We start from the raw sequence: 25062 nt of genomic DNA, 5'->3' as shown, positions 1-25062 counted from the left end.
AACCATTTTTAATTAGTATTAAATTTAGCTTAATCGACAAACTTCGCCTCCGGATTTTCCGGAGGTTTTTATTTTTCCGTAAATTTGTGGCGTTTAAATTCCTTAATTCATTAAAAATATATGTTACCAAAAATAAATCCGACTCAAACTTCCGCGTGGAAAGCCCTAAACCAACATTTTGCTAACACCGATTTTGATCTGCGTTCGCTTTTTCAAAACAATCCGGAGCGTTTCAACCAATTTTCGAGAGTTCGTCCGAATTATCTATTTGATTTTTCAAAAAATCTTATTAATGATGAAACTTTCGAATTATTAGTAAAATTAGCCGAAGAAACCGAACTGAAGTCTGCAATCGAAAAAATGTTTTCCGGGGACAAAATCAACGAAACCGAGGGAAGAGCTGTTTTGCATACGGCATTGAGAGATTTTTCAGGAAAAGAAATTCTTGTAGACGGACAAAACATAAAACCCGGAATTGAAAAAGTGCTACATCAAATGAAAACCTTTTCCGAAAAAGTAATTTCGGGAGAACACAAAGGGTATTCAGGAAAAGAAATTACCGACGTGGTGAATATCGGAATTGGTGGATCGGATCTGGGTCCAGCGATGGTTTGTTCTGCTTTAAAACATTATAAAACTCGATTAAATGTACATTTCGTGTCGAATGTCGATGGAAATCATATCGCCGAAGTGATGAAAAATATCGATCCAGAAACCACTCTTTTCATCATCGCTTCGAAAACTTTTACCACTCAGGAAACAATGACCAACGCGGAAACAGCTAAAAACTGGTTCTTAAAATCTGCAAAACAAGAAGATGTAGCCAAACATTTTGTAGCTTTATCAACTAATATTCAGTCCGTTAAAAGCTTCGGAATTGCGGAAGAAAATATTTTCGAATTCTGGGATTGGGTTGGCGGAAGATATTCACTTTGGAGCGCAATCGGTTTAAGCATCGCTCTTGCGGTAGGCTACGAAAATTTCGAACAGTTATTGAAAGGCGCACACGAAACTGACATTCATTTTCAAACAGCAGATTTCAAGGAAAATGTTCCCGTCTTGATGGCACTTTTGGGAATTTGGTACCGAAATTTCTTTAATTCGGCAACGTATGCGATCTTGCCTTACTCGCAATATTTGGATCGTTTTCCGGCCTATCTTCAGCAAGCAGATATGGAAAGTAACGGAAAATCTGTTGACAGAAATGGCGAATTTGTGGATTACGAAACCGGACCAATTATTTGGGGAGAACCAGGAACTAATGGTCAACACGCATTTTATCAATTGATTCATCAAGGAACGGAGTTGATTCCGGCGGATTTTATTGCTTATGTGAAATCTTGTAATCCAATTTATGATCATCAGGAAAAACTATTGGCAAACTTTTTTGCACAGACTGAAGCCTTAGCTTTTGGTAAAACTGAAGCCGAAGTAATTGCAGAATTTGAAAATCAAGGTAAAAAAGAAGAAGAATATCAACATTTGATTAATTATAAAATCTTCCACGGAAATACTCCAACAAACTCATTGTTATTCAATGAATTAACTCCTTTTTCCTTAGGAGAATTAATTGCGCTTTACGAGCATAAAATTTTTGTACAAGGTGTAATTTGGAATATATTCAGTTTCGATCAATTTGGTGTAGAATTAGGAAAAGTTTTAGCCGGGAAAGTACTTTCGGAACTTAAAAATGAAGAGCTGGTAAGCTCTCATGATTCTTCTACCAATGGTTTGATGAATTATTTTAAAGCAAATAAATAATCTGAAATCAATAAAAAGTAAAAATAAAATGGCACAAATCCTCGACGGTCTTAAAGTTTCGAAAGAAATAAAAAAAGAAATCCGCGCAGACGTAGAAAAAATCGTCGCTAACAAAAGAAGACCACCACATTTGGTTGCAATTTTGGTTGGGAATAATGGCGCGAGCATCGCTTATGTTAATAACAAAATAAAAGATTGCAAAGAGGTCGGTTTTAAATCTTCTTTGGTGAAATTCCCGAGTACTGTTTCGGAATCGGAACTTTTAGAAAAGATTGATGAACTCAACAAATCGAAGGATGTCGATGGATTTATTGTACAATTGCCTTTGCCTAAACAAATCGATCAGGAAAAAATCATCATGGCGATTGATCCAAGAAAAGATGTAGATGGTTTTCACCCAGAAAATTTCGGGAAAATGGCTTTGGAGATGGATACGTTCTTGCCCGCAACTCCATACGGAATTCTCACATTATTAGAACGTTACGGAATCGAAACCAAAGGAAAACACTGTGTAATTATCGGAAGAAGTCGCATCGTTGGAAAACCAATGAGTATTTTGATGGGCCGCAAAGATTTCCCCGGAAATTCCACAGTAACCCTCACGCATTCTTACACTCCACATATTGAAAAATTCACACAAAACGCTGATATTGTGATCACTGCATTAGGCGATCCAAATTTCCTTAAAGCCGAAATGATCAAAGGAGGTACGGTAATTATCGACGTGGGAATTACCAGAGTTGACGATGCTTCGGAAAAAGGATATCATCTCGCAGGGGATGTTGATTTCGAAAGTTGTAAAACAAAAGCTTCTTGGATTACACCAGTTCCCGGCGGTGTAGGTCCTATGACCAGAGCGATGCTCATGAAAAACACCATATTAGCTTATAAAACCTCAGTTTATAATGATTAAAGAAGAAGAAAATATATTACTAAATGAAGGAAAAATGCTCCCTGTGATGGAGCATTTTTACACTTTACAAGGAGAAGGTTCGCATACCGGAAAGGCTGCTTATTTCATCCGTCTCGGCGGTTGCGACGTGGGTTGCCATTGGTGTGACGTTAAGGAAAGTTGGGATCCAAACCTTCACCCACTGATGAATACTGAAGAAATTGCCCAAACGGCAGCAAAATACTGTAAGACCATCGTTTTAACCGGCGGAGAACCACTAATGTGGAACCTTGTTCCGCTTACTACCCGTTTGAAAGAGTTGGGATGCACCATTCACATTGAAACTTCCGGTGCTTATGACATGAGCGGAATTTTGGACTGGATCACGTTTTCACCAAAAAAAACCGGACTTCCAAAAGAAGAAATTTATGCCAAAGCCAGTGAATTAAAGGTCATTGTTTTCAATAATAACGACTTCAAATTCGCGGAGGAACAAGCTGCAAAAGTTTCGGAAAACTGCAAATTATATCTACAAAGCGAGTGGAGCAAAAGAAATGAAATGTATCCAAAGATCACCGATTTTATTCTTGCGAACCCAAAATGGCAAGCTTCCGTACAGACTCATAAATATTTGAATATCCCATAATTTATATTAAATTTACTTTTTATATAAGGATTTATGCAAAAAATTCGATATTCTCGGTATTTTAAGATCGTTTTCATTCTTCTTGATGTTATTGTAATTACAGGGGTTTTCTTGTTTTTTTTCATGAAGAACAATGAGGTGCGATATGATCAAAACATTTGGGAACAAAATGCATTATCGATTATTTTGCTTACGTTGTTTTGGATTCTACTTAGTGGTAGGACAAAACTTTACTCTATTGCTCGAAATATCACCTACACCATTTACTTAGAACGACTTGTAACTCATATCCTTATTTTTATTTTTGGGGTTATTCTATTAGCAAAAGTAAGTAATAATGATTTTTTGAAAATGGATCGTTTTTACATTGCGATTTCATTATTTTCATTGCTTTTTTTCATTAAATCTGTTGTGTTTTTCACCCTGAAATACTTAAGAGCTAAAGGGATAAATTACCGAAATATTATGTTTTTAAATGATGATCCTGCGACAGAAATCCTTAGAAACATTTTAACTGAGAGAAAAGATTACGGTTTTCGGATATTCGAATTTCCTGATAATGAAGAATTTAGCAATGATAAATTGGTGGATTTCTGGAAAGAAAATGGGATTCACACTTTATACCTTTCTTCATTAAGATTTAATCACCAAGAAGAACAGGAAATTTTGCGGTTGGCAGATCGCCACAAAGTACGTATTTCATTAATTCCGAGTATTGCCAAGAATATTTTTTTTCAATATGATTTGGGATATATCGAGATGCAGCCCGTTTTGATCCGCTCAAAATTTCCCTTAGATTTTCTCACAAATATTATCATCAAAAGAACATTTGACATTTTTTTTGTAATAGTGGTCTTGGTTTTGATTTGTACCTGGCTCTTCCCATTAATTGCGATTTTGATTAAACTTGACAGCAAAGGTCCGGTATTCTTTCTTCAAAAAAGATACGGATTTCATGATCAGGTTTTCCAATGTTATAAATTTCGGACAATGTATGTAAATGATGGTTGCACCACGAAAACTACGGAGGAAAACGATAAAAGAGTAACCAAAATCGGGCGTTTCTTAAGAAAAACAAGTTTGGATGAAATGCCACAATTCTTAAATGTTTTGTGGGGCGATATGTCGGTAGTAGGACCAAGGCCTCACATGTTGTTGGTAGATGATTTTTATAAACTAAAGATCGGGAGATATTCGGTAAGAAGCTTGGTAAAGCCTGGTATCACAGGATTAGCTCAGGTGAATGGATTGCGCGGCAATACTGGTGATATTGAAATTAAAATGAAAAAAAGAATCTTGGCGGATGCTTTTTATGTAAAAAACTGGAGCATAAGTTTGGATTTAGTTATCATTTTTAAGACCATTTTTTTAGTGATAGGTGGTGATAAAAACGCCAATTAAAAAATTGATATAATAAATAAAACATTAATTTAGCGGAATGTTAAAAAAACTTTTGAGCGAAGTAGGAGCTTATTTCTTACTGCTGTCAAAAACGATAAAAAAACCACAGAAATCTTCTGTTTTCGGCAAACTTTTCATGCGAGAAATATATGACTTGGGCGTCAATTCATTTGGTTTAGTACTTTTCACCTCGATATTTTTTGGAGCGGTAGTGGCAATTCAGATGTATAGTAATTTTAGTGCATCCACTTTTCCGATCCCCAATTCCTTTATTGGTTACGCAACTAAAGTGGTTTTAATTTTAGAATTTGCTCCAACCATTATCTCGGTAATTCTTGCCGGAAAAGTGGGTTCATATATTGCTTCAAGTATCGGCACCATGCGAGTTACGGAACAAATTGATGCATTAGACATTATGGGTGTAAATTCACCGAATTTCTTGATTTTACCTAAGATTTTAGCCAGTGTGATTTTCAACCCGTTGCTCATCCTAATCAGTATTGTTTTTGGTATTTGGGGAGGATATTTGGCCGGAATAGCAACCGGAAATTGGAGCAAGGCAGATTATATTACCGGGATCCAAATGTATATGCCCGAATATTTCATTTGGTACGCAATTTTCAAAACGGCAGTTTTTGCATTTTTAATCGCTTCCATCCCAGCATATTTCGGGTATAATGTAAAAGGAGGCTCACTGGAAGTAGGTCGGGCAAGTACACAAGCTGTGGTGTGGACGATTGTTTGCATCATTATCACCAATTTAATATTAACTCAAATGTTCCTCAGCTGATGATTGAAGTAAAAGATTTAAAGAAAAAGTTCGAGGAAGTGGAAGTTTTAAAAGGAATTACCACCACTTTCGATACCGGAAAGGTAAACCTCATCATCGGGCAAAGTGGATCCGGAAAAACTGTTTTCCTGAAATGTTTGCTGAATGTTTACCAACCAAGTTCCGGAGAAATACTTTTTGACGGAAGAGACATCAATAAAATGTCGCGCGACGAAAAACAGATCCTACGCTCCGAAATCGGAACGGTATTTCAAGGAAGTGCGCTTTTCGATTCGATGACGGTGGAAGAAAATATCACTTTCCCACTAGATATGTTTACCGACCTTACTTACCGAGAAAAGAAAAGACGTGTTTTCGAAGTAATCGGAAGGGTTCACCTTGAAAAAGCCAATCGCAAATTTCCTTCAGAAATCTCCGGAGGAATGCAAAAAAGGGTGGCCATTGCAAGAGCGATTGTGAATAACCCGAAATATTTATTCTGCGACGAACCCAACTCGGGTCTGGATCCTTATACATCGAATATCATTGATGATTTACTCCTGGAAATTACTAAAGAATATAACACGACTACCATTATTAATACCCATGATATGAACTCGGTAATGACGATTGGCGAGAAAATTGTATACCTACGTTTAGGAATTAAGGAATGGGAAGGAAACAAAGACATCCTCATCAATGCAGGAAATAAAAACCTGATCGATTTCGTTTATTCCTCGGAACTTTTCAAGGAACTTCGAGAATATTTCTTAGAAACCAACAAAACTTCCATCGATAATATTATTACAAAATCTAATGAAAATGAATAAAATACTTAGCATCGCATTACTCTCTGCATCGGTATTTGTATCGGCACAAGTGACTTTATCTGGAAAGGCAAATTTGGTTTTCAAAACGGATAAGCCAACTTGGGAAAACATCAAAGGAACTGCAGTTACAGCATACAACAATTCAGGGAAAAACAATGTTGGTTTCAATGTTGGTTTATCTGCAAAAATCAATTTGCCGGCTTCCTTGTTTGTAATGCCAGAAATCTATTACACCACTTTCAAATCAGAATTTGAAGTGCCGGAAACAGGAACAACTCTTGAAGTGAAAAGCAATCGCGTTGATGTTCCCGTACTATTAGGATACAATATTATAGGAGATAATTTAGGTGTATTTTTAGGTCCGGTTGCTTCCTACAACCTTGCTAAGGAAAATCAGTATGATGATTTTAAGGAAAATGCACTTAATAATTTCACCGTAGGTTATCAATTTGGTGCGCAAGCTAAGATCCAAAAATTAATTTTCAATGCAAGGTACGAAGGTGCTTTCACCAAAGACCAAAGAGAATTTATCAACAACAATTCCGGTATCAACGAAACGATTCGTTATGATTCTCGCCCAAGTTTATTCATGGTCGGAGTCGGTTATCAGTTTTAATAAAAACTTTATTTAAACATAAAAAAAATCCTCAGAATTAAAAGTTCTGAGGATTTTCGTTTGTAGTATTTTGGAATGTTTGCTGCTTCGCCAGTTCGGCAGCTTGTTTTTCTAATTCTTCTTTTTCTTTTTTCAGTTGTTTCAATTCTTGGCGCTTCTGCTCTGCTTTCAAAGCCTTTCCTTTGCTTACATAACCAACGATTCCACCGATAATTAACCCAATTCCAATTCCCGCAAGAATTCCCATTAAACTGATGGGTTCAAATAATTTCACGAAAGAAAATTCCGGCAATAAATAATAAAGTAAAAATGCCACCGCCAATAGTAGGAAACCAATAAAAGTTAAATTTTTCATAGTCGTATTATTAAAAAACCTTTCCAAAAATAAGAATTTTTCGGAAAGGTTTGTGATAAATCTTTTTTTATTATATTTTAAATTTCCCCGCCTGCATTTTTATAATATTCCAAAGCTTTCGGCATGTGTTTATTTAAATCTGCTCTCCTGTTTTCAGGACTTGGGTGCGTTGAAAGAAATTCAGGTGTTCCGCTGCTAGAAGAAGAACTTTCCATTCTCTGCCAGAAAGGTTGCGCCTCACGAGGATCGTAACCCGCCATCGCCATTAAATATAATCCCATTTCATCAGCTTCCAACTCTTGGCTTCTACCATATTTCAAGAGTGCCACCTGTGCTCCGATCGGATAAACCTGCTGAAAGATTTGAGCCATCTGTCCGCTGGTTAAAACGCCGCCTACAATTCCGCCAACACCCTGTGCAACCATTGCCTGAGAAATTCTCTCGTTACCGTGTCCGGCAAGTGCGTGAGATACTTCGTGTCCTAAAACTACTGCTAAACCTGTATCTGTCTTAGAAATTGGTAAAATTCCGGTATAAACTGCCACTTTTCCGCCCGGCATTGCCCAGGCATTTACTTGCTTATCATCAATGAGATTAAATTCCCATTGGTAATTTGAAAGATCGCTTTCGCGACCGATTGAGCGGTAGTAATTGTTCGCTGCATTTTTTATTCTGGCGCCTACATTTTGAACGCTTTTCGCAGCCGTAGTTCCGCTAATCACTTTCGATTTTGATAAAGTTTCTCGATATTGTTGCAAAGCCATCGCCGTAATTTCTTGGTCATTGGCCAATTGCAAAGATTTTCTACCGGTAATCGGGTTCGTGGTACAAGCCATCATCATCAAAGATAATGCACCGATTCCTAAAATTCTATTAACATTTTTCATAATAGTTTAATATTTTAATAGTGTTCTATAAACAATTTTTATTCCACAATTTTCGTTTTTAAATTACTAGCATAATTTTTGCATTAAAAAACAAAAAAATAAGACAATGAAAAATTTATTCAAGATTATAATGCTCGGCGTATTGATGGCGATTTTCAATGCTTGTAGCTCCCAAAATACCGCTGCAAATGCGAATATTTCAAAATTACTTAAAGAAAATGAGTTCACCTTCATTGCGCAAAGAGCCAATCCGGCCAGTGCTGATGTAGTAAATGTGCTAACTTCAATGCCAAATTCCACCTCCACACAAGTATTAAACCTAGATTACGGTTACTCCTTGAAAATCATGAAAAACGGAATTACTGCAGTTTTGCCATACTTCGGAAGAATGTTTACTTCAAATTATGACAATACCAATAATTCCTATCGATTTACTTCAAAAGATTTCACCCTTACTCAAAAAGCAGGTAAAAAAGGAAGTACAATCTACTTCATCAATACCAAAGATCAACAGAATGTTCGAAGAATGATTTTGGAAGTTTTCCCTAATGGGAAAGCTTATCTCAGCATCGATTCAACCGACAGACAACCCATTTCTTATGATGGATACATTCAAGAAAATTCGAAATAAAATTTATTTTTTTAGAAGATTTTCTACAAATATTTTGGCTTCCGAACTTGGATTAGATTTCAATTCGGAGGCCTTTTTCTTGTGTTCTAAATAATGATTTTCCGAAGAACCGGATTCCTTGGTCTTTTGCAAAATATATTCCTGCACCCAATATTCAAAGCGTTTTTCGGCTTGTTGCTTCCTGGCTTGTTCAAAATTTCCGTTCTTTATTTTTAAATCAATAAACTTGGAAATCGAATTGAAAACCTCTACCAACCCCTTATTGTTCAATGCAGAACCAAGCAAAACCGGTATTTTCCATCCTTTTTCTTTAGGTTGCAAAAAATGCAAGGCACGCGACAATTCGGTCTTCGTTGATTTCGCTTTCTGAAGATTGTCCTCTTCTACTTTATTAATAAAAATCAAATCGACCATCTCCATGATTCCTCGTTTAATTCCCTGAAGTTCATCACCTGCGCCAATGATTTTCAAAAAAAGGAAAACATCGGTAATATCCGCGACCAAAACTTCACTTTGGCCCACTCCAACGGTTTCTATCAAAATATAATCGTAACCCGCTGCTTCGCAAATCAACATGGTTTCGAAAGTCGTGTTGGCTACTCCGCCTAGAAATCCGGAACTTGGAGAAGGACGTATAAACGCATTTTCCTCTTTTGAAAGTTCTTCCATACGTGTTTTATCGCCCAAAATCGAACCTTTGTTCAACGAAGAACTCGGATCGATGGCCAACACTGCAACTTTTTTTCCTTTTTCAATCGCCAACCTCCCGAAATTTTCAATAAAAGTCGATTTTCCAGCACCTGGAACTCCGGTAATTCCAACCCTCACACTTTTTCCGGTGAACGGTAAAATTTCCTTTAAAATAAGTTCAGCTTGTTCACGATGTTCCCGTTTTTTGCTTTCAACCAAAGTGATAGCTTTCCCGAGGATGCGCTTGTCGCCGGATTTTATGCCTGTAATCAATTCTTCGGTTGAAAATTTTTTCATAAACTCAAAAATACGATTCTTTTATGAAATAATTTCAATTCCAAGCCCTGGCATTTCAGATAAAATAAGTTTTCCGAAATCCACGAAACTGCCTTTTGCAAAATCATTTGAAATTAAATTAGCACCGTCCAAATCAGCAAAATCACATAAAGATGCGACTGCAATTCCCGCAGAAATCCCAACTGAAGATTCTGTCATACATCCGATCATGACTTGATAATTGAGTTTTTTAGCTTCCGAAATTAATTCCAAAGCCGGCGAAATCCCGCCACATTTCATCAACTTAATATTGATTGCAGCATAATGCGGACGCAGTTTTTCAAGGTAAGAAATGTTCTGGCAATCTTCATCCGCCATCCAATTTGCATGAAGATTTTTATTTAAAATTTGATATTCACCAATCGGTCGGGGCTGTTCCAAATAAGAAAACCGAGAAGTTAGTTCGTTGTTTTGCAGAAAATTACAATCATCATCCGAAAAACTTGTATTTGAATCTAAAGCAATCTCTTTTCCGGTATCGAGAAGTTTAAAAATATTTTCGCGATCCAAACCATTACATTTTACTTTAAATTTTCGCCAATCCGAACTTTCGATTTTTCTAATTTGCTCCTCAATCGAAGCGATGCTTATCGTGTAAGAAGACTCCGGTAATTTACTGATTTCTAACCCATTAATCTCCGAAAAAGTTTTATTTTCTAATTTACCGAACAAATCCCAATACGCACAATCCAACGCAGAAATCATAAAAGAATGAAGATTAAGCGACGATAGAAAACGATAAAACTCCTTCGGATGTACGATTTTTTGACTTTCAATTCGAGATTGAACGTATTTTAATTTCAAAATAAATTCGTCCAGATTAATTCCATAATAATTAATGGAAACACATTCGCCAAATCCGTTACAATTGCCATAAGAAAGCTTTATCAAGAGTGAATCCCGAAAATCATAATTTCCGTAAGAAATGGAAAAAGTTTCTTTTAATTTAAGTTTTTTGGTAATCCAATTAAGTTTCATCGAGGTAAAAATTTTGAAGGAAAAATAACGTACTGAAACAAATTTAGGTGAAAATTGACTATTTTTGGATAAAACAAATATTAATTTATGAAAAACCAACATTCTTTCAAAAATTTTAAAAATACTTTGAAAACACTTTTAATCGCTGTTTCCGCTTCCGGTTTTCTCGCTTCTTGTACGCCAAAACCAGCCGTAGCAGAAGGAACCAAAACCGACAACGCCGAAAAACTCGCAGCCGGAAAAACCATTTACGAAAATTCTTGCAACAGATGCCATGAATTACCAAATCCGACCGCACATTCCGCGCAAGATTGGGTAGGAATTATGAACAGTATGGCGCCAAAAGCAAAACTCAATGATGAGCAACACGCTTTGGTTTACGATTACGTGGTTTCTGTAAAAAAATAAAATGCTGATAAAACCAGAAATTTCTTGGGAAGATTTCGAAAAAATAGACATCAGAAGCGGAACAATTATTTCGGTTTCTGATTTTCCGAAAGCCAGAAATCCTTCTTACCAACTCGAAATCGATTTTGGAATATTGGGAATTCGAAAATCTTCGGCGCAAATCACCACTTTGTACCCCAAAGGAGATTTGATTGGAAAACAGATTTTGGCAGTCGTAAATTTTCCTAAAAAACAAATCGCCAATTTCTTTAGCGAATGTTTGGTTTTGGGGGTTTATGGTGAAAATAATGAGGTTACACTGCTTTCAACAACGCTGCCGGTGAAAAACGGATTGCAGGTTGGTTGATTGCTTAGGAGTTGTAAACTAAATTTTATTCAAGAAAAAAAACACAAATCATGATTCAAAATATTCCTTTTGAAAAAATACTTTTCCTCGACATCGAAACCGTTCCACAATACGGAAATTGGGAAGATTTGGATGAATCATCGCAAAAACTTTGGGACAAAAAAACCAAAATGCAGCGAAAAGAGGATTTTTCTGCGGAAGAATTTTACACGGAAAGAGGTGGAATCATGGCAGAATTTGGCAAAATCATCTGTATTTCTGTTGGTATTTTAGAGAAAAACGAGAAATTGATGATCAAGAGTTTCTACGGCGATGATGAAAAAAAGTTTTTGGAAGAATTTGGTTCCATTTTCAACCATCCGAAACTTCGAGATGTTGTTCTTTGTGCTCATAATGGGAAAGAATTCGATTTTCCGTGGATTGCAAGAAGGTTTTTAATTAACGGAATGCAACCGCCGAAACCTTTCCAAATGTTTGGGAAAAAACCTTGGGAAATTCCTCATCTCGACACGATGGAACTCTGGAAATTCGGTGATTATAAATCATTCGTTTCCCTCGAATTGTTGGCTCATGTCTTCGGAATCCCCACTCCGAAAGACGATATCGACGGCTCAATGGTTGCATCAATTTATTATATAGAAAAAGACTTATTTAGAATAGTTCAATATTGTGAAAAAGATGTCTTAACTTTGGCAAATATTTTCCGGCGCATGCGACAGGAAGATTTACTTGAAAAATTAGAAAAATAATTTGCTGAAAAGTCTTAAAAACAATACAGCTATCCTTAAAATGAAATATACCGACGACCAGATAGCCGATATCGGCGAAAATATCATCAAAGCTTTAAAAACCGTTTACGACCCTGAAATCCCTGTTGATATTTACGAATTGGGGTTGGTTTATGATGTGCAGATTTCCGATGAAGGAGCCGTGAAAATCATCATGACGCTTACAACGCCAAATTGCCCGGTTGCAGAATCGCTCCCGGCGGAAGTCCGCGAAAAAACTTCGGAAGTAGAAGGCGTAAAAGAAGTAGATTTGGAACTCACTTTCGAACCATCATGGAACAAAGATATGATGAGTGAGGAAGCTCGTTTCGAGTTGGGAATGCTTTAAAAAAATCCTTTATTTAATGTAATTAAAATGCACCGTTTTCTTCAGTTCCGGGTGAAGCGAAAGTGCGACAGGACAATTCAACGCGGTTTCTTTGATGAATGATTTTTCATCTTCCGAAAATTCTCCTTTAAAATAAAGATTACAAACAATTTCCCCTATTTTTCTAGGTTTTGGAACCATAATTTTGGTTACTTCTGCGTAGGAACCGTCGATAATCAGATTTCGATCACGACCCAAAATTGCAATCGTGGTGAGCATACATTGAGCTAGAGAAGTGGCGCAGAGATCTGTTGGAGAAAACATCTCGCCTTTTCCATTGTTGTCTGTGGGCGGATCAGTTTTGATGATCGTACCCGATTGAAGATGCTCCGATTCGCAACGCAAATCGCCAATATATTTTACAATTGAAGTCATTTTGAAATTTTTTTTGTTAAAAATGAAAAATATCTTTTGCTTTATTCCATGCGCTTTCGAAGTTTAATAAATTCAAAGAATGATCTATTTTTTCTGAAGCCATGAAATTAATCACTTGTTCTGTCGGCATATTTCCCACTAAATCGTCTTTCGCCATTGGGCAGCCTCCAATTCCTTTAATTGCAGAATCAAATCTTCTGCAACCTTTGTCATACGCAGCTTTCAGTTTTTTATAAGAATCTTCGTAGCGGTTGTGAAAATGCGCTCCGAAATCGATCTCTGGATATTTTGCCGGAATTTTATCGAAAAGCAACTCAATTTGTTCCACAGTTCCTGTTCCGGTGGTGTCGGAAAGTAAGATGTTTTTTATGCCGATTTCATTAAAACGGTTTGCCCAGAAATCGACATCTTCCCACTTCCACATTTCTCCATAAGGATTACCGAAAGCCATAGAAAAATAAACATTCAGTATGCGGCCATCGGTTTTCAGCAATTCTGAGATTTGTAGAATATCATTAAATGCTTCTTCCTGATTTTTGTTGGTATTTCGGTATTGAAAAGTTTCGGAAATGGAAAAAGGGAAACCCAAAATATCAACTTGCTGATGTTCCAAAGCCTTTTCAGCACCACGATAATTCGCGACAATCACCGAAAGTTTGGTGTTGGAAATCGATTTGTCAATTTCATCAATTACAATTCCCGAATCTGCCATTTGCGGTATCGATTTTGGGGAAACAAAACTCCCACAATCCAACACATCGAAACCTACATCCATCAATTTGTTGATATAGTCAATTTTTTTGGTTGTCGGGATAAATTCGCCCCAACCTTGCATCGCATCTCGTGAACATTCGGTTAAAAACATGAGTGATTTTAGGTTTTCTCAAAGATAATAATTTTTTTCAAAGCAAGTCTTTTTAAAGAATTCCCACAGGAATTTGGGTTAAAAATAGCCTTAAATCGCCATTTCCGAGTTGCAAAATCCTTATCTTTGTTAAAATTAAATTTAATCGAAATGAATACGATAGAATTCAATCTTGAGTGGAAACTCAAACTCCAAAACCGTTTTATCAATTACGTAAAAATCTTTTCAACCAGCGACGCAGAGAGCGACACAACCCCGTCCACCGAAAGACAATGGGATATCGCAAAATATATTTTTGAGGAATTGAAAACTTTAGGGTTAAGCGATGTTTCTTTGGATGAGAACGGATATATTTATGCTTACGTTCCCTCTAATCTGGAAAATGATGATGAGCCGGTGGTAGGTTTTATTTCTCATTATGACACTTCGCCAGATTTTAATGGGGAAAATGTGAAGCCACAAATTTGGGACGATTATGATGGTAAAGATCTATTATTGAACAAAGAAACCGGTTTTATCCTTTCTCCGTCGAAATTTGAAAGCTTAAAAGATTATGTAGGAAAAACTTTGATCACAACTGATGGAACCACTCTCCTCGGCGCGGACGACAAGGCTGGAATTGCAGAAATCGTAACTGCGGCGGAATATCTTTTAGCGCATCCTGAAATAAAACACGGAAAAATAGCAATCGGCTTCACTCCAGATGAAGAAATCGGAAGAGGCGCCCATAAATTCGACGTTGCAAAATTCGGTGCAGAATGGGCTTACACCATGGATGGAGGCGAAGTTGGCGAGTTGGAATACGAAAACTTCAACGCAGCCGGAGCAGTGGTGAAAATTCACGGTTTGAGCGTGCATCCTGGTTATGCATTCGGGAAAATGGTGAATGCTTCACTTTTGGCAGCAGAATTCATCAAAATGCTTCCGGAAAACGAAACCCCTTCTACAACGAAAGGTTTCGAAGGTTTTTATCATTTAATGGAAGTAAAAGCGGACGTTTCTGAAGCGAAATTGCAGTACATCATTCGTGATCACGATGAAGCAAAATTTGAAGCAAGAAAAAAATTCATGGAAGAAAAAGTTGCAGAATTCAACGAAAAATTCGGGAAAGGAACTGCTGAAGTTGAAATTAAAGAGCAATACCGAAACATGAAACAGCAATTTGAAGGGAAAATGCACATCGTAGATATCGCAGAACAAGCAATGAAAGACGCGAATATTGAGCCAAAAATAAAAGCAATTCGTGGCGGAACCGATGGCGCGCAACTTTCTTATATGGGTTTACCTTGTCCAAACATTTTCGCGGGTGGAATCAACTTCCATGGTCCGTACGAATATGTAGCTTTGGAAAGTATGGAAAAAGCGGTGAAAGTAATCATCAACATTGCGAAAGCCATCAAGAAACAATAAGTAAAAACCTCATCAAGAAAAAAACCTCATCTTTTATCGGATGGGGTTTTTTATTTGGAATAAAATGCCAATAACCACTTTAATAGAAGTGGTTTCTGAAGTATTAAAACAAAAAAAAGACTTACATTTCTGTAAGTCTTTGCTCCTCTTGCTGGGCTCGAACCAGCGACCCTCTGATTAACAGTCGGTTTTATTGTGTTTTATTATAATTTGCTTAATCTTTATTATGCTTTATTTTCTTTGATTATCAATTGTTTACAAATATTTTTCTTGTACAGTATTTTATAATATTTTACTTTTGGAGCGCAAATGTTCGTGAAATGTTCGTGAAAAAATTTTTGTAAAACACGATAAACAGGAACATCTGAAAAAAATGTTCGTGAAAAATGATAAAAATTGACACAAAATGATAAGTTACACCTTTACACTTGCTCCAAAAGCGAATAAAACAGGGGAGAGAAGTATCATAATTTTATTTATAAAAGACCGCAAAAACACAAGTCTTTCCATCGGGAAAACTTGCAAGGAGAAGGACTGGAGTTTTGACGCTTGTCGTCTGAAAACTTCGCATCCCAATCACGCTAACCTCAACAAATTTATTGAGCGCAGAATTAAGATCATTGACGAGATTATCGACGATTTCGATAAAAATGGAATCTACTTCACGCTTCCTGATCTCATCAATAAACTAAAGACGAGCAGCGGACAAAGCATTTCCTTAACCTATACGAGTTTCCACGAAGATTTGATTAGAAATCTTTTGGCATCGGATAAAACCGGAACAGCGAAAGTGGAAAAAGATACTCTGAATGCGCTGCAACGGTTCTTTGGCAAAAAAGACATTAGCTTTAATGAATTGGATTATTCTAACTTGAAAAAATTTGAAGCCTATTGCATTTCTCGCGGGAATAGGGAGTCCAGTATCGCGATTAGAATGCGGACTTTGCGTTCGGTTTTTAATCAAGCCATTAGAAACCAAGTAATTACGGAAAAACAATATCCTTTTAGGCATTATAAAATTTCAAAACTGAAGGAAAGTGGGAAAAAGGAGTATCTGAATGAAGAAGAAATAGAAAAACTCAAGAAATATGAGCCAAAAGACGAAAAACTTTCTTTTGCAAAAGATATGTTTTTGTTCAGTTATTATGCAAGAGGAATCAACTTTTTGGATTTGATTAAGTTGGAAAAAAAATTCTTGAATATTGATCGTATTGATTATATCCGCAGTAAAACAGGCGTTCCGGTGAGTTTTAAAATCAATGATTACGCTCGGAATATCATGGAAAAATACAAATCCGAAGACAGTTCAAAGTTCATTTTCAACATAATGAATACCGAAAAGCCAACGCAGATTTACCTAAAAAACAGATCCAAAAAAGTGCTGACCTATTATGTGAATATGCAGTTAAAAGAAATAATGAAAGAACTGCAAATCAAGAAGAATATCTCTTATTACTGCGCCCGTCACTCGTTTGCCACAGTTTTGAAGTTCAATAATATTTCAATTGAGACTATTCGCGAAGCACTTGGGCAAAAAGATATAAAATCTACAATGTCTTATTTAAACAATCTTCCGGATAATAAATTGGATAAGATTATTGACGAGGTTTTGAAGTAAGAGTATTTGTTTAATATTTTAGCAAAACCTTTTCCCTTAAATCATTTCCCAATTGAGGCTGTTGATTTTATCTTTCAGTCTTTTAAGAGTTTCAATTATTTCAGAAAAAGTTGGTCTGTTTTCGCCATAAACCATTTCTTCTCGCATTTTGGCATAATCTTTTTCCCATAATTCAATGATATTTTCTGGTGGAATAGGGTTTATTGTGGCTGGCCTGTGCAGGCTATAGTCGATACCGGAGATTTTGGCAAACTCCATTCTGTGCTTTACAATGGTTTCATAGAGTTCCTTATTCTGTAGGGCACTTTCTGCATATTCTGTTTTTGAAAAAGCATATAGATCGTACAAATGGCGGCTGAGCAGATCTACCCTTATTTTTTAAGCGGTTTTCTGAAACTCTTCATGCAGAAGGAAAATTTTTTCTAAAAAAGTCCTTTCCGGATTAACGGATGGTATTTCTTCGCTTTTCTCCGAAAAACTCTGCTCTGGATATTCATCATCAACCATCGCGGAAATTTTTTTCATCGTAAATGGCTCAATCAATGAACGGCACCCGACTTCTATTTGAACTCTCGGCTTCAGAAATTCCGTAACTTCAATTATATTTGGATAAAAAATATTGATAATACGAGGATCCTGATCGGAATCCTGGGTTTCGGCCAACGAGAAAGTGACATTTTCCAAGCCTTTCTCTTTAAATTTTTCCTGCAATTCTAAATAAAAAACCTCGCTGATATATTGGCCGGAAGCCTTCCTTAATTTGGTTTTCTTGTTTTTAGTCAAACTTCCTTCGAAGCCAAGAAACTCTCTTTCGATGGCCAAATCAATGTCTTCGGAAAACCTTTCTATGAGGTTCCACGCCTTGCTCAGCGAGGTGCCACCTTTGAATGTTTCATATTTATTATTAAAATCCAAAATCTATTAATCCAGTTTTTTTAATTATTTGAATTTTACAAAACTTGCAACTATATTGACTTCTGGAAATAAAGTAGCTTGGTTGAAACCAAAGCTTTCCAGTTGTTGTAATATTTGAGTTTTAGACTTTTTATCGATAATAATTCGTTGATCTGAATCACTTCCTCTTTCAATCCATTTTTTGTTAAATTTAGCCATTGGTTTATATAACCCGAAAACAGTAAATAATGATGGACTAATACCAAAAATTAAGAATGCCCCATGTTGCTTGGCAATCCTTGGGTTGTCAAGTTTAGGTTTAACGGCATAAACAGAAGAAACATCTTTCGGATCGAGATTTATCTTCACGAATGTTATGTAGTAATTTTCCAAAATATGTTTGACTGCATACTTCAATTGAGTCCTGAAGTTCTTTGCGGAAGTGACTTTGCAACTTTTCAACAAAAAAATATCTAAAAATGTTAACTTCTGAATTTGTTACAAGAGGAAACCTTACTTTAAATAAATTTAGAAAAGAATTAAAGACATGCTGAAATGGGTGCCCGTCATTTTCTTCGTAGCCCTCAATTATCTTCTCTTCATTGTCATTTAAAAAATTTAAAACTTTTGGGTGCAGTCTAGTTCCACAGGGAGTTTTTATTTAAACCAATAAAGCAATGTAAGTCATCATTTTACTGACAGTAAGCAAGTTAGATAATTTTATAAACGCATAAGGCATCGTATAAACCATTAAACAATCCCCGATTTAGTCCCTGATTTTAGAAGTAGGGACTAGAAATTGATACTTCAAATTTCTTCGTAATAAGTATTTTCCCCCTTCCTTTATTACATAAGTGGTTGCGTACGAGCAAAATAAAGTGCAATCGGTCTTTATTTAACGTGTTGCACCCTATTAAACATTGCTCATCAACAAGTATCTTAATAATTCAAAGTAATCCCTGCACCCCAGCTCATATCGCTGTCGTAGTGTGTGGAGATTCCGATATTTTTTGTGACGATATATTTAAGACCTGCCATATATTCTTTGTCGGTATTGACCATGAATGCCCCGCGCAAACGCGCAGTCAACGGAATGTCTTCACGTTTCAGCTGGAACCTTACAATTCCGTCTGTAAATATTTCTGCCTGCAGGTCCACCAACATCGGGAGTTTATACATGATACCAGCGCTGAAAGTTTTTCTTTCATCTTTAGTAGATGCCTGTCCAAAAAGGTTTTTTTCAATATTATTCCTGTCAATCTTTCTATAACGATAGTTAAATCCGATAAATGGTTTCAGCCACTGCATACGGTCCACGTATCTACCGAGCTGGGTTTCTACCTCGTAGCCGTGATGGGGATTGTAACCTAAACGCCATTCTGTTCCCAATTCCCAGCGGGCATTTGAGATCCTCGCCATCCCGTCGTTACCATTGGTGGCGAAATCGTTTTCGGCCATCAGGTGCCACATGTTACTTTCGCGCTGGAGCTTTTTGTAAGCTGAAGCTTTATCGGGCAGCAAAGGATTCTGATAATCACCAACAGCAAAAACACGGTTCATCCCCGCCATCATGTGGTAGAGGATGTGACAGTGGAAAAACCAGTCCCCGTCAGTTTTTGTTTCAAATTCGATGACATTAGTTTCCATCGGCATAATATCCAACACATTTTTGAGGGGTGCCTGAACACCATTTTTGTTGAGGACGCGGAAATCAAAACCATGAAGGTGCATCGGATGGCGCATCATGGAATTGTTAAAAAGCGTAATGCGGAGGATCTCACCCTTTTTTACCAATATTTTATCAGATTCGGCCAGCACTTTATCGTCCATGCTCCATACATACCGGTTCATGTTCCCTGTGAGGGTAAATTTCAGGTCGCGCAACGGCGCGTCTTTGGATAATGAAGTATCATAAGGCGATTTCATCATTCCGTAGTTCAGTGTGGTGATTCCTGATGCGGGCATTTGGTGCTTCGAATGGTCCATTTCGGCATCTTCGGTTTCCATTTTCATGGTCGCATTGTTTTCCGCGATGATTTCGGGATACATCACCTGATTCATATCCATCGTCTGATAACTCATCTTCATGCCCATATCTTTCATGTCACCGTTCATCTTCATCATGTCGTTCATCATCTTCATCCCTTCAAAGTATTTGAGTTTGGGTAATGGATCATGGGATTTCGTAGCTCCTTCTCCAATAAACACTGACGCAGATTTTGTGCGGTCTTCGGGCGTAACAAGGAGCTCGTAGGAGGTGTTTTTTTCAGGAATTTCCACTACGATATCCACTGTTTCGGAAACCGCCAGGATCAGGCGATCCACTTCGACCGGTTCAATGTCCAATCCATCACTGGCCACTACTTTTATTTTTCCTCCGGCATAATTGAGCCAGAAATAGGAGGAAGCACCACCGTTGGCGATTTGAAGCCGAACTTTATCACCGGCTTTATATCGGGAGAGTTGACTTTCGATTTTACCGTTAATCAGGAATGCATCATAATATACATCGCTCACGTCCATGGCCAGCATCCGTTTCCACTCGTTGGTGAGTTTTGTTTTAAAGTGGCCTTCTTTAATGGCTTCGGCATAACTTTGAGTACTGCCTTTTTTAATTGCGAACCAGTCGTTCGCATTGCGGAGCATCCGCTGAACATTATTGGGGTTCAGGTTTGTCCACTCGCTCAGGATAAGGTGCTCCGTGGGCAAATTATCAATCCCCGGTCGGAAAGTAGGATCTTCGGGACGTTTTTTCAGAATCATCATCCCATACATTCCAATCTGCTCCTGCAGGCCAGTATGTGAGTGATACCAGTGGGTTCCGTTTTGGATGATCGGAAACGAATACGTGTAGGTTGAATGTGGTGGAATGGGTTTCTGGGTAAGCCAGGGAACCCCATCTTCTTTATTTGGAAGATGAAGACCGTGCCAGTGCAGAGAAGTTTCTTCGTCCATTAAATTATGGACAATCACTTCCGCCGTATCGCCCTCATAAAACTCCAGTTTTGGCATCGGAATCTGCCCGTTTACGGCAATGGCGCGTTTCTGTTTGCCCGCGAAATTTACCGGGGTGTCTTTCACATAAAGATGGTAGGTCACTTTGCGTCCACCTTTTAGGTGCTTTTCGGGCATGGGCATGACCATTTTGTGTTCACCATGTATCTGCATGTTTCCGTGTGCAGAATGATCTTCCTTCTTTCCTTTTTGAGGCACCAGATTCATACCGCACTTGGGACACTTTCCGGGTTTGTCCGATATCACCTCGGGATGCATCGGGCAGGTGTACATCTTTTGCGCTGCTTCATGCTGATGCGCATCTGAAGTTTGATGTTCCGGGGTTTTGCCGGTAGACTGATGCCGGCCGCTTTCCTTCTGAGGGACCAGATTCATACCGCACTTGGGACACTTTCCGGGTTTGTCCGAAACCACCTCGGGGTGCATCGGGCAGGTGTACATCTTTTGCGCTGCTTCATGCTGATGCGGAGCAGGTGTTGAATGTTCCGGCGTTTTGATGCTCGCTGGGTCTTTCGGTACTGCTTTAGTCTTTGGCATCACCGGTTTTTTAACTTCCGTTACCGTCTTTGTTTTTGCAGCGGTAATTTCAGGTTTCTTACCCGTAGTTTTTTTAACTACGGTGGCCTTTTTAGGAGCGGCCGCGGATTTGGCCGCCGTTTTTTTCTCAGTAAGGGTTTTCTTCACCAGGGTCATACCGCAAATGGGGCAGTTACCGGGTGCTGATTTCACCACCTGCGGATGCATCGGGCAGGTGTACACGGTTTTGGTGCTCTGTGAATAGGTATTTATGGATATTGCCACAAAAATTAAGAGCGATAGTAGGTATTTCATTTTGTGATTATTTAATTTTTAACAAACTTGCATTAATGGCGACCACGATGGTGCTTACACTCATCAGCACTGCGCCCATGGCGGGACTCAGGACATATGTGGGATACAGAACACCTGCAGCAAGTGGAATAGCCACGACGTTATAGCCCACTGCCCATACGAGATTCTGGATCATCTTGTTGTAGGTTTTCTTTCCAAAATCTATCATTTTCACCACGTCTCGAGGGTCACTGTTGACCAGAATAATATCTGCGGTTTCGGCAGCAACATCAGTTCCGCTGCCAACTGCAATGCCTACATCTGCTGCTGCCAAAGCCGGTGCATCATTTACGCCGTCACCTGTCATCGCAACGATTTCCCCTTTGTCCTGAAATTCTTTTACTTTTTCCTGTTTGTGGTGCGGAAGTACATTTGCCAAATATCCGTCCATTCCTAACTGCTTTGACACCGCCGCCGCTACCTTTTCGTTATCACCTGTAAGCAGGAATGATTTAATGTTCATGCTTCGAAGTTGGTCAATAGCTTCTTTTGCGCCTTCGCGAATGGTATCTGCTAAAGAAACAATACCCACGGGCACGTCATCAATCAAAATAAAGTTCACTGTTTCTGCATCCTGGTTGATTTCTTCCGGAATGGCAGGTACCTGTTTATTGTTTTGAACAAAATAATTAGGACCAGCCGCGACAACCGATTTACCGTTTACGATTCCTGTCACTCCAATTCCCTGCATGTAGCGGAAACTGTCTGACTTCCATAGCTCCAGTTTTTTCTCGGAAAGGGTCTGCATGATTCCTTTTGCAATGTGATGTTCGGAGTTCTGCTGCACTGCTGCTGCATACTGGAGTAAATCGTTTTCCGAATAGTGTTCCGTTAGAGGAATGATTTTCTGCACAGTGTGGGAACCTTTCGTAAGGGTGCCGGTTTTATCGAAAATAATGGTCGATAATTTTCTGGTGGTTTCAAAAGCCGTGCGGTTTCTGATGAGTAAACCATTTGTCGCTGAAAGTGTAGTGGAAATGGCCACCACCAGAGGGATTGCCACTCCTAAAGCATGAGGGCAGGCCGTTACCATTACCGTTACCATCCGTTCCAGAGCAAAAGCCAAATCTCCCATGGTGATGTACCAGTAAGCGAAAGTTCCTACTCCCACCACAATTGCTACTATAGTAAGCCATTTGGCTACTTTATCCGCCAGATTCTGAGTGTTCGACTTTGCTGCCTGCGCATCCTGAACCAAATTAATGACCTTATTGAGGTACGAATCCTTTCCAACCCCTGTTGCTTTTATCTTTAAAGCCCCGTCTCCATTGATAGACCCTGCGATAACCTTTCCACCGGACTCTTTTCTTACAGGAACACTTTCTCCCGTCAGCATGCTTTCATTTAAGAAAGAAGTGCCCTCGACAATCAGACCGTCAGCGGCGACTTTTTCGCCCGGTCTTATGATTACGGTATCTCCGTTTTTCAGCTGTTCCAGTTTTATTTTAACCGGACTTCCGTTCTGCTCGACGGTTACGTCATTTGGTAGTAAGGCAACTAGAGATTGCAACGCTTTTGAAGCAGCCATCTGCGAACGCATCTCGAGCCAGTGCCCAAGAAGCATGATCACAATTAAGGTGGCAAGTTCCCAGAAGAAATCCATGCCCGGCAGCCCGAATACGACGGCAACGGAATAGACATAAGCTACGGTAATCGCCAAAGCAACGAGCGTCATCATCCCAATAGCTCCGGCTTTCACTTCGCCCAAAAACCCTTTGAAAAAAGGCATTCCACCGTAGAAATAAATAATACTTCCCAAAACCAACAGCACGTATTTATCGCCTTGAAAAGCTATGGTGAAACCAAGCCACTGCTGAATCATATGAGAAAGCAGAAGGACCGGAACGGTAAGTGCCAAAGAGATCCAGAATCTCTTCAGGAAATCCGGAGTATGATGACCTGCATGTTTGTCAAATCCCGCCGCTGAACTATCAGATTCGGAGTGATGATCATGATTCTGATGATGATGGCTGTGTTCGTCTTTTTCAGGTCGGGCGGTTCCTCCCAAGGGAATTAAGTTCATTCCGCAAAGTGGACATTTCCCCGGTTCGTCCTTCAATATCTGGGGATGCATGGGACAGGTGTATTTTTTCATAATTCAATTTTTTTGCGTTAAATTCTGCTATTTGAGATTACTTCCGGGTTTGAAGTTCTTTAATTTTCGCCCTCATGACGGCAATTTCTTCCTCCTGTGCTTTGATAATTTCCTCGCCCAACTTTCTCACTTCCGGATCGACCAGATTACTTTCTTCGACCATAAGAATAGCCCCTGCATGGTGTGGAATCATGGACTTTAGAAACTGGACATCTCCCACGGCTGTCTGCTGCCGAATCCCGGACCAAAACAGCACCATCATCAGCACTCCTAGGCCCATAAGAATTTTATTGAGTTTTTTGTTGGGATACATCTTCCCCATTAACAGCAGTTCGATGATTAACATAGGAGAAGCCATCAGGCCTGCCATGTATAACTGGTTTATGTTTGGAATTACGTTAGCCAGCTTGTCCACCATCGCATACATTAGTATAAACATTGAAATAAAGGAAATCAGAAGCATCCAAAATAACTTTTTGTATGCAGAGGCATGGCTTTCTTGCGCGTGCTGGACAGACTCCTTGCCCGATTCCATTTCATGTTTGGAATGATTGCCTGTTGCTGAATCAGTATCCTTAAGCATGTTGTGATCATGTTCTGAATTTTTCATAATAATAATTTTTTATATGTTAACAATTTGGATGAATATTTTTTGTTCATAAATTATCTAAAATGAATTTCACTCTTTCTTCGGGAGGCAAAACCGGAACAAAAACGATAGTGAAACCGAGATTGGTATAGCTTTCTATTATCAACTGATGAATTAGTTTTTGATCGTCTTCATTTTCGGTTCTCGCATAGTCTTTGGTAAACGGCAATCGGTCTAGAATAAAGATTTTTTTGTAGGAAACCCCGTTGACGGCATTAAGTAACTTTTCATCATAATCCAAGTTTAAAAATTGATAATAAGCCATTGCGTCCGGGATAGCCCTGTCCAAAAAAACCATATCCTCCTTATTGAGCGATCCTTCTTGGGCAATCTGCATATCTAACACGCCCAATTGAAATTTCTTCTTATTGCTTCTAATTTCTTTAACGGAATTTCCTTCATTATGCATGGTATCAATGTAATGCCTTGCGTGTTCTATTGTCGTATGGTAACCTTGCTTCTGAAGCAAATCAATGGTCGTTGTTTTTCCGGTACTGGGTCCGCCGGTAATCACATACCAGTTGGTCTCTTCTGAATGCTTGATTTTACTGTCCGTTATATGATTCATCT

25 protein-coding genes and 2 pseudogenes are annotated in these 25062 nt (G+C 38.4%); 14 read left to right on the top strand and 13 right to left on the bottom strand.

Annotation, left to right across the window (positions count from 1 at the left end; all coding sequences use genetic code 11):
* The first annotated feature begins 120 nt into the window (after positions 1 to 120).
* The 7 genes from pgi to H0S70_RS11780 are packed head-to-tail and all read left to right on the top strand — an operon-like array spanning position 121 to position 6915.
* Complete coding sequence (pgi, locus tag H0S70_RS11810; RefSeq protein ID WP_188320938.1) at positions 121 to 1761, top strand: glucose-6-phosphate isomerase; 1641 nt, start codon at positions 121 to 123, stop codon at positions 1759 to 1761.
* A gap of 28 nt (positions 1762 to 1789) precedes the next feature.
* Positions 1790 to 2674: a bifunctional 5,10-methylenetetrahydrofolate dehydrogenase/5,10-methenyltetrahydrofolate cyclohydrolase gene (locus tag H0S70_RS11805; protein ID WP_188320937.1), complete on the top strand. Its 885-nt coding sequence runs from the start codon at positions 1790 to 1792 to the stop codon at positions 2672 to 2674.
* On the top strand, positions 2667 to 3299 hold the full coding sequence (locus H0S70_RS11800) for a 7-carboxy-7-deazaguanine synthase QueE (protein WP_188320936.1): 633 nt from the start codon (positions 2667 to 2669) through the stop codon (positions 3297 to 3299). The genes H0S70_RS11805 and H0S70_RS11800 overlap by 8 nt, the downstream gene beginning before the upstream one ends.
* A 33-nt stretch (positions 3300 to 3332) precedes the next feature.
* Positions 3333 to 4700, top strand: a complete 1368-nt coding sequence (locus H0S70_RS11795) for an exopolysaccharide biosynthesis polyprenyl glycosylphosphotransferase (RefSeq protein WP_188320935.1) — start codon at positions 3333 to 3335, stop codon at positions 4698 to 4700.
* Between the two features lie 37 nt (positions 4701 to 4737).
* Positions 4738 to 5490 carry an MlaE family ABC transporter permease gene (locus H0S70_RS11790; protein ID WP_188320934.1) on the top strand — a complete coding sequence of 251 codons (753 nt, stop codon included), beginning with the start codon at positions 4738 to 4740 and terminating at the stop codon, positions 5488 to 5490.
* The gene (locus H0S70_RS11785) at positions 5490 to 6299 is read left to right on the top strand and encodes an ABC transporter ATP-binding protein (RefSeq protein ID WP_188320933.1); all 810 of its coding nucleotides are present in this window, start codon (positions 5490 to 5492) and stop codon (positions 6297 to 6299) included. Before H0S70_RS11790 ends, H0S70_RS11785 begins: the two co-directional genes overlap by 1 nt.
* Positions 6292 to 6915, top strand: coding sequence for an outer membrane beta-barrel protein (locus H0S70_RS11780; RefSeq protein WP_188320932.1), 624 nt, complete (start codon positions 6292 to 6294; stop codon positions 6913 to 6915). Before H0S70_RS11785 ends, H0S70_RS11780 begins: the two co-directional genes overlap by 8 nt.
* Positions 6916 to 6952: 37 nt before the next feature.
* Here the strand turns inward: H0S70_RS11780 and H0S70_RS11775 are convergent, their stop codons facing one another.
* Entirely contained in the window at positions 6953 to 7270 is a 318-nt protein-coding gene (locus H0S70_RS11775; protein ID WP_088264118.1) for a lipopolysaccharide assembly protein LapA domain-containing protein, read from the bottom strand.
* Between the two features lie 77 nt (positions 7271 to 7347).
* Positions 7348 to 8157 carry a M48 family metallopeptidase gene (locus H0S70_RS11770; protein WP_188320931.1) on the bottom strand — a complete coding sequence of 270 codons (810 nt, stop codon included), beginning with the start codon at positions 8155 to 8157 and terminating at the stop codon, positions 7348 to 7350.
* 106 nt (positions 8158 to 8263) lie between these two features.
* Here H0S70_RS11770 and H0S70_RS11765 point away from each other — a divergent pair, with 106 nt between their 5' ends.
* On the top strand, positions 8264 to 8788 hold the full coding sequence (locus H0S70_RS11765) for a DUF4251 domain-containing protein (protein ID WP_188320930.1): 525 nt from the start codon (positions 8264 to 8266) through the stop codon (positions 8786 to 8788).
* A gap of 3 nt (positions 8789 to 8791) precedes the next feature.
* Here the strand turns inward: H0S70_RS11765 and meaB are convergent, their stop codons facing one another.
* Both meaB and H0S70_RS11755 read right to left on the bottom strand, forming a co-directional pair.
* Positions 8792 to 9775 carry a methylmalonyl Co-A mutase-associated GTPase MeaB gene (meaB, locus tag H0S70_RS11760; protein WP_031501282.1) on the bottom strand — a complete coding sequence of 328 codons (984 nt, stop codon included), beginning with the start codon at positions 9773 to 9775 and terminating at the stop codon, positions 8792 to 8794.
* Between the two features lie 21 nt (positions 9776 to 9796).
* Positions 9797 to 10792: an enolase C-terminal domain-like protein gene (locus H0S70_RS11755; protein WP_188320929.1), complete on the bottom strand. Its 996-nt coding sequence runs from the start codon at positions 10790 to 10792 to the stop codon at positions 9797 to 9799.
* An 87-nt stretch (positions 10793 to 10879) separates the two neighbouring features.
* Between H0S70_RS11755 and H0S70_RS11750 the strand changes: the two genes are divergently transcribed.
* Genes H0S70_RS11750 through H0S70_RS11735 form a run of 4 tightly spaced genes read left to right on the top strand, consistent with a single transcriptional unit; the run spans position 10880 to position 12662 of the window.
* The gene (locus tag H0S70_RS11750) at positions 10880 to 11200 is read left to right on the top strand and encodes a c-type cytochrome (RefSeq protein ID WP_228453734.1); all 321 of its coding nucleotides are present in this window, start codon (positions 10880 to 10882) and stop codon (positions 11198 to 11200) included.
* A gap of 1 nt (position 11201) precedes the next feature.
* Positions 11202 to 11546 carry a tRNA-binding protein gene (locus H0S70_RS11745; protein ID WP_188320928.1) on the top strand — a complete coding sequence of 115 codons (345 nt, stop codon included), beginning with the start codon at positions 11202 to 11204 and terminating at the stop codon, positions 11544 to 11546.
* 50 nt (positions 11547 to 11596) lie between these two features.
* Positions 11597 to 12295: a 3'-5' exonuclease gene (locus tag H0S70_RS11740; RefSeq protein ID WP_188320927.1), complete on the top strand. Its 699-nt coding sequence runs from the start codon at positions 11597 to 11599 to the stop codon at positions 12293 to 12295.
* A 40-nt stretch (positions 12296 to 12335) separates the two neighbouring features.
* On the top strand, positions 12336 to 12662 hold the full coding sequence (locus tag H0S70_RS11735; RefSeq protein WP_031501288.1) for an SUF system Fe-S cluster assembly protein: 327 nt from the start codon (positions 12336 to 12338) through the stop codon (positions 12660 to 12662).
* Between the two features lie 9 nt (positions 12663 to 12671).
* On the opposite strand, the gene H0S70_RS11730 is transcribed toward H0S70_RS11735, so the two are convergent.
* The gene (locus H0S70_RS11730; protein ID WP_123904032.1) at positions 12672 to 13076 is read right to left on the bottom strand and encodes an OsmC family protein; all 405 of its coding nucleotides are present in this window, start codon (positions 13074 to 13076) and stop codon (positions 12672 to 12674) included.
* A gap of 16 nt (positions 13077 to 13092) precedes the next feature.
* Positions 13093 to 13941: a beta/alpha barrel domain-containing protein gene (locus H0S70_RS11725; protein ID WP_188320926.1), complete on the bottom strand. Its 849-nt coding sequence runs from the start codon at positions 13939 to 13941 to the stop codon at positions 13093 to 13095.
* Positions 13942 to 14091: 150 nt separating this feature from the next.
* On the opposite strand from H0S70_RS11725, the gene pepT reads away from it, so the two are divergent.
* Positions 14092 to 15351 carry a peptidase T gene (gene pepT, locus H0S70_RS11720; protein ID WP_188320925.1) on the top strand — a complete coding sequence of 420 codons (1260 nt, stop codon included), beginning with the start codon at positions 14092 to 14094 and terminating at the stop codon, positions 15349 to 15351.
* 406 nt (positions 15352 to 15757) lie between these two features.
* Positions 15758 to 16969 carry a site-specific integrase gene (locus tag H0S70_RS11715; protein WP_188320924.1) on the top strand — a complete coding sequence of 404 codons (1212 nt, stop codon included), beginning with the start codon at positions 15758 to 15760 and terminating at the stop codon, positions 16967 to 16969.
* A gap of 36 nt (positions 16970 to 17005) precedes the next feature.
* Here H0S70_RS11715 and H0S70_RS11710 read toward each other — a convergent pair.
* From H0S70_RS11710 to H0S70_RS11685, 7 genes and pseudogenes are all read right to left on the bottom strand, one after another.
* Positions 17006 to 17884: pseudogene (locus tag H0S70_RS11710) on the bottom strand (nucleotidyl transferase AbiEii/AbiGii toxin family protein).
* Between the two features lie 24 nt (positions 17885 to 17908).
* Complete coding sequence (locus tag H0S70_RS11705) at positions 17909 to 18232, bottom strand: hypothetical protein (protein WP_188320923.1); 324 nt, start codon at positions 18230 to 18232, stop codon at positions 17909 to 17911.
* 570 nt (positions 18233 to 18802) lie between these two features.
* Complete coding sequence (locus tag H0S70_RS11700) at positions 18803 to 21319, bottom strand: multicopper oxidase domain-containing protein (RefSeq protein WP_394367327.1); 2517 nt, start codon at positions 21317 to 21319, stop codon at positions 18803 to 18805.
* Positions 21320 to 21565: 246 nt separating this feature from the next.
* Positions 21566 to 21709 (bottom strand): annotated as a pseudogene (locus tag H0S70_RS14645) (heavy metal-binding domain-containing protein); the annotation flags it as partial.
* 7 nt (positions 21710 to 21716) lie between these two features.
* Positions 21717 to 23843, bottom strand: a complete 2127-nt coding sequence (locus tag H0S70_RS11695; protein ID WP_188320922.1) for a heavy metal translocating P-type ATPase — start codon at positions 23841 to 23843, stop codon at positions 21717 to 21719.
* Positions 23844 to 23880: 37 nt separating this feature from the next.
* On the bottom strand, positions 23881 to 24453 hold the full coding sequence (locus tag H0S70_RS11690; protein WP_228453733.1) for a DUF305 domain-containing protein: 573 nt from the start codon (positions 24451 to 24453) through the stop codon (positions 23881 to 23883).
* Between the two features lie 46 nt (positions 24454 to 24499).
* The gene (locus tag H0S70_RS11685; RefSeq protein ID WP_188320921.1) at positions 24500 to 25060 is read right to left on the bottom strand and encodes an AAA family ATPase; all 561 of its coding nucleotides are present in this window, start codon (positions 25058 to 25060) and stop codon (positions 24500 to 24502) included.
* Between the last annotated feature and the right edge of the window lie 2 nt (positions 25061 to 25062).

Origin of the sequence: Chryseobacterium manosquense (assembly GCF_014623485.1) — a bacterium.
Lineage (GTDB): Bacteria > Bacteroidota > Bacteroidia > Flavobacteriales > Weeksellaceae > Kaistella > Kaistella haifensis.
This window is presented reverse-complemented; position numbering and strand designations above follow the sequence as displayed.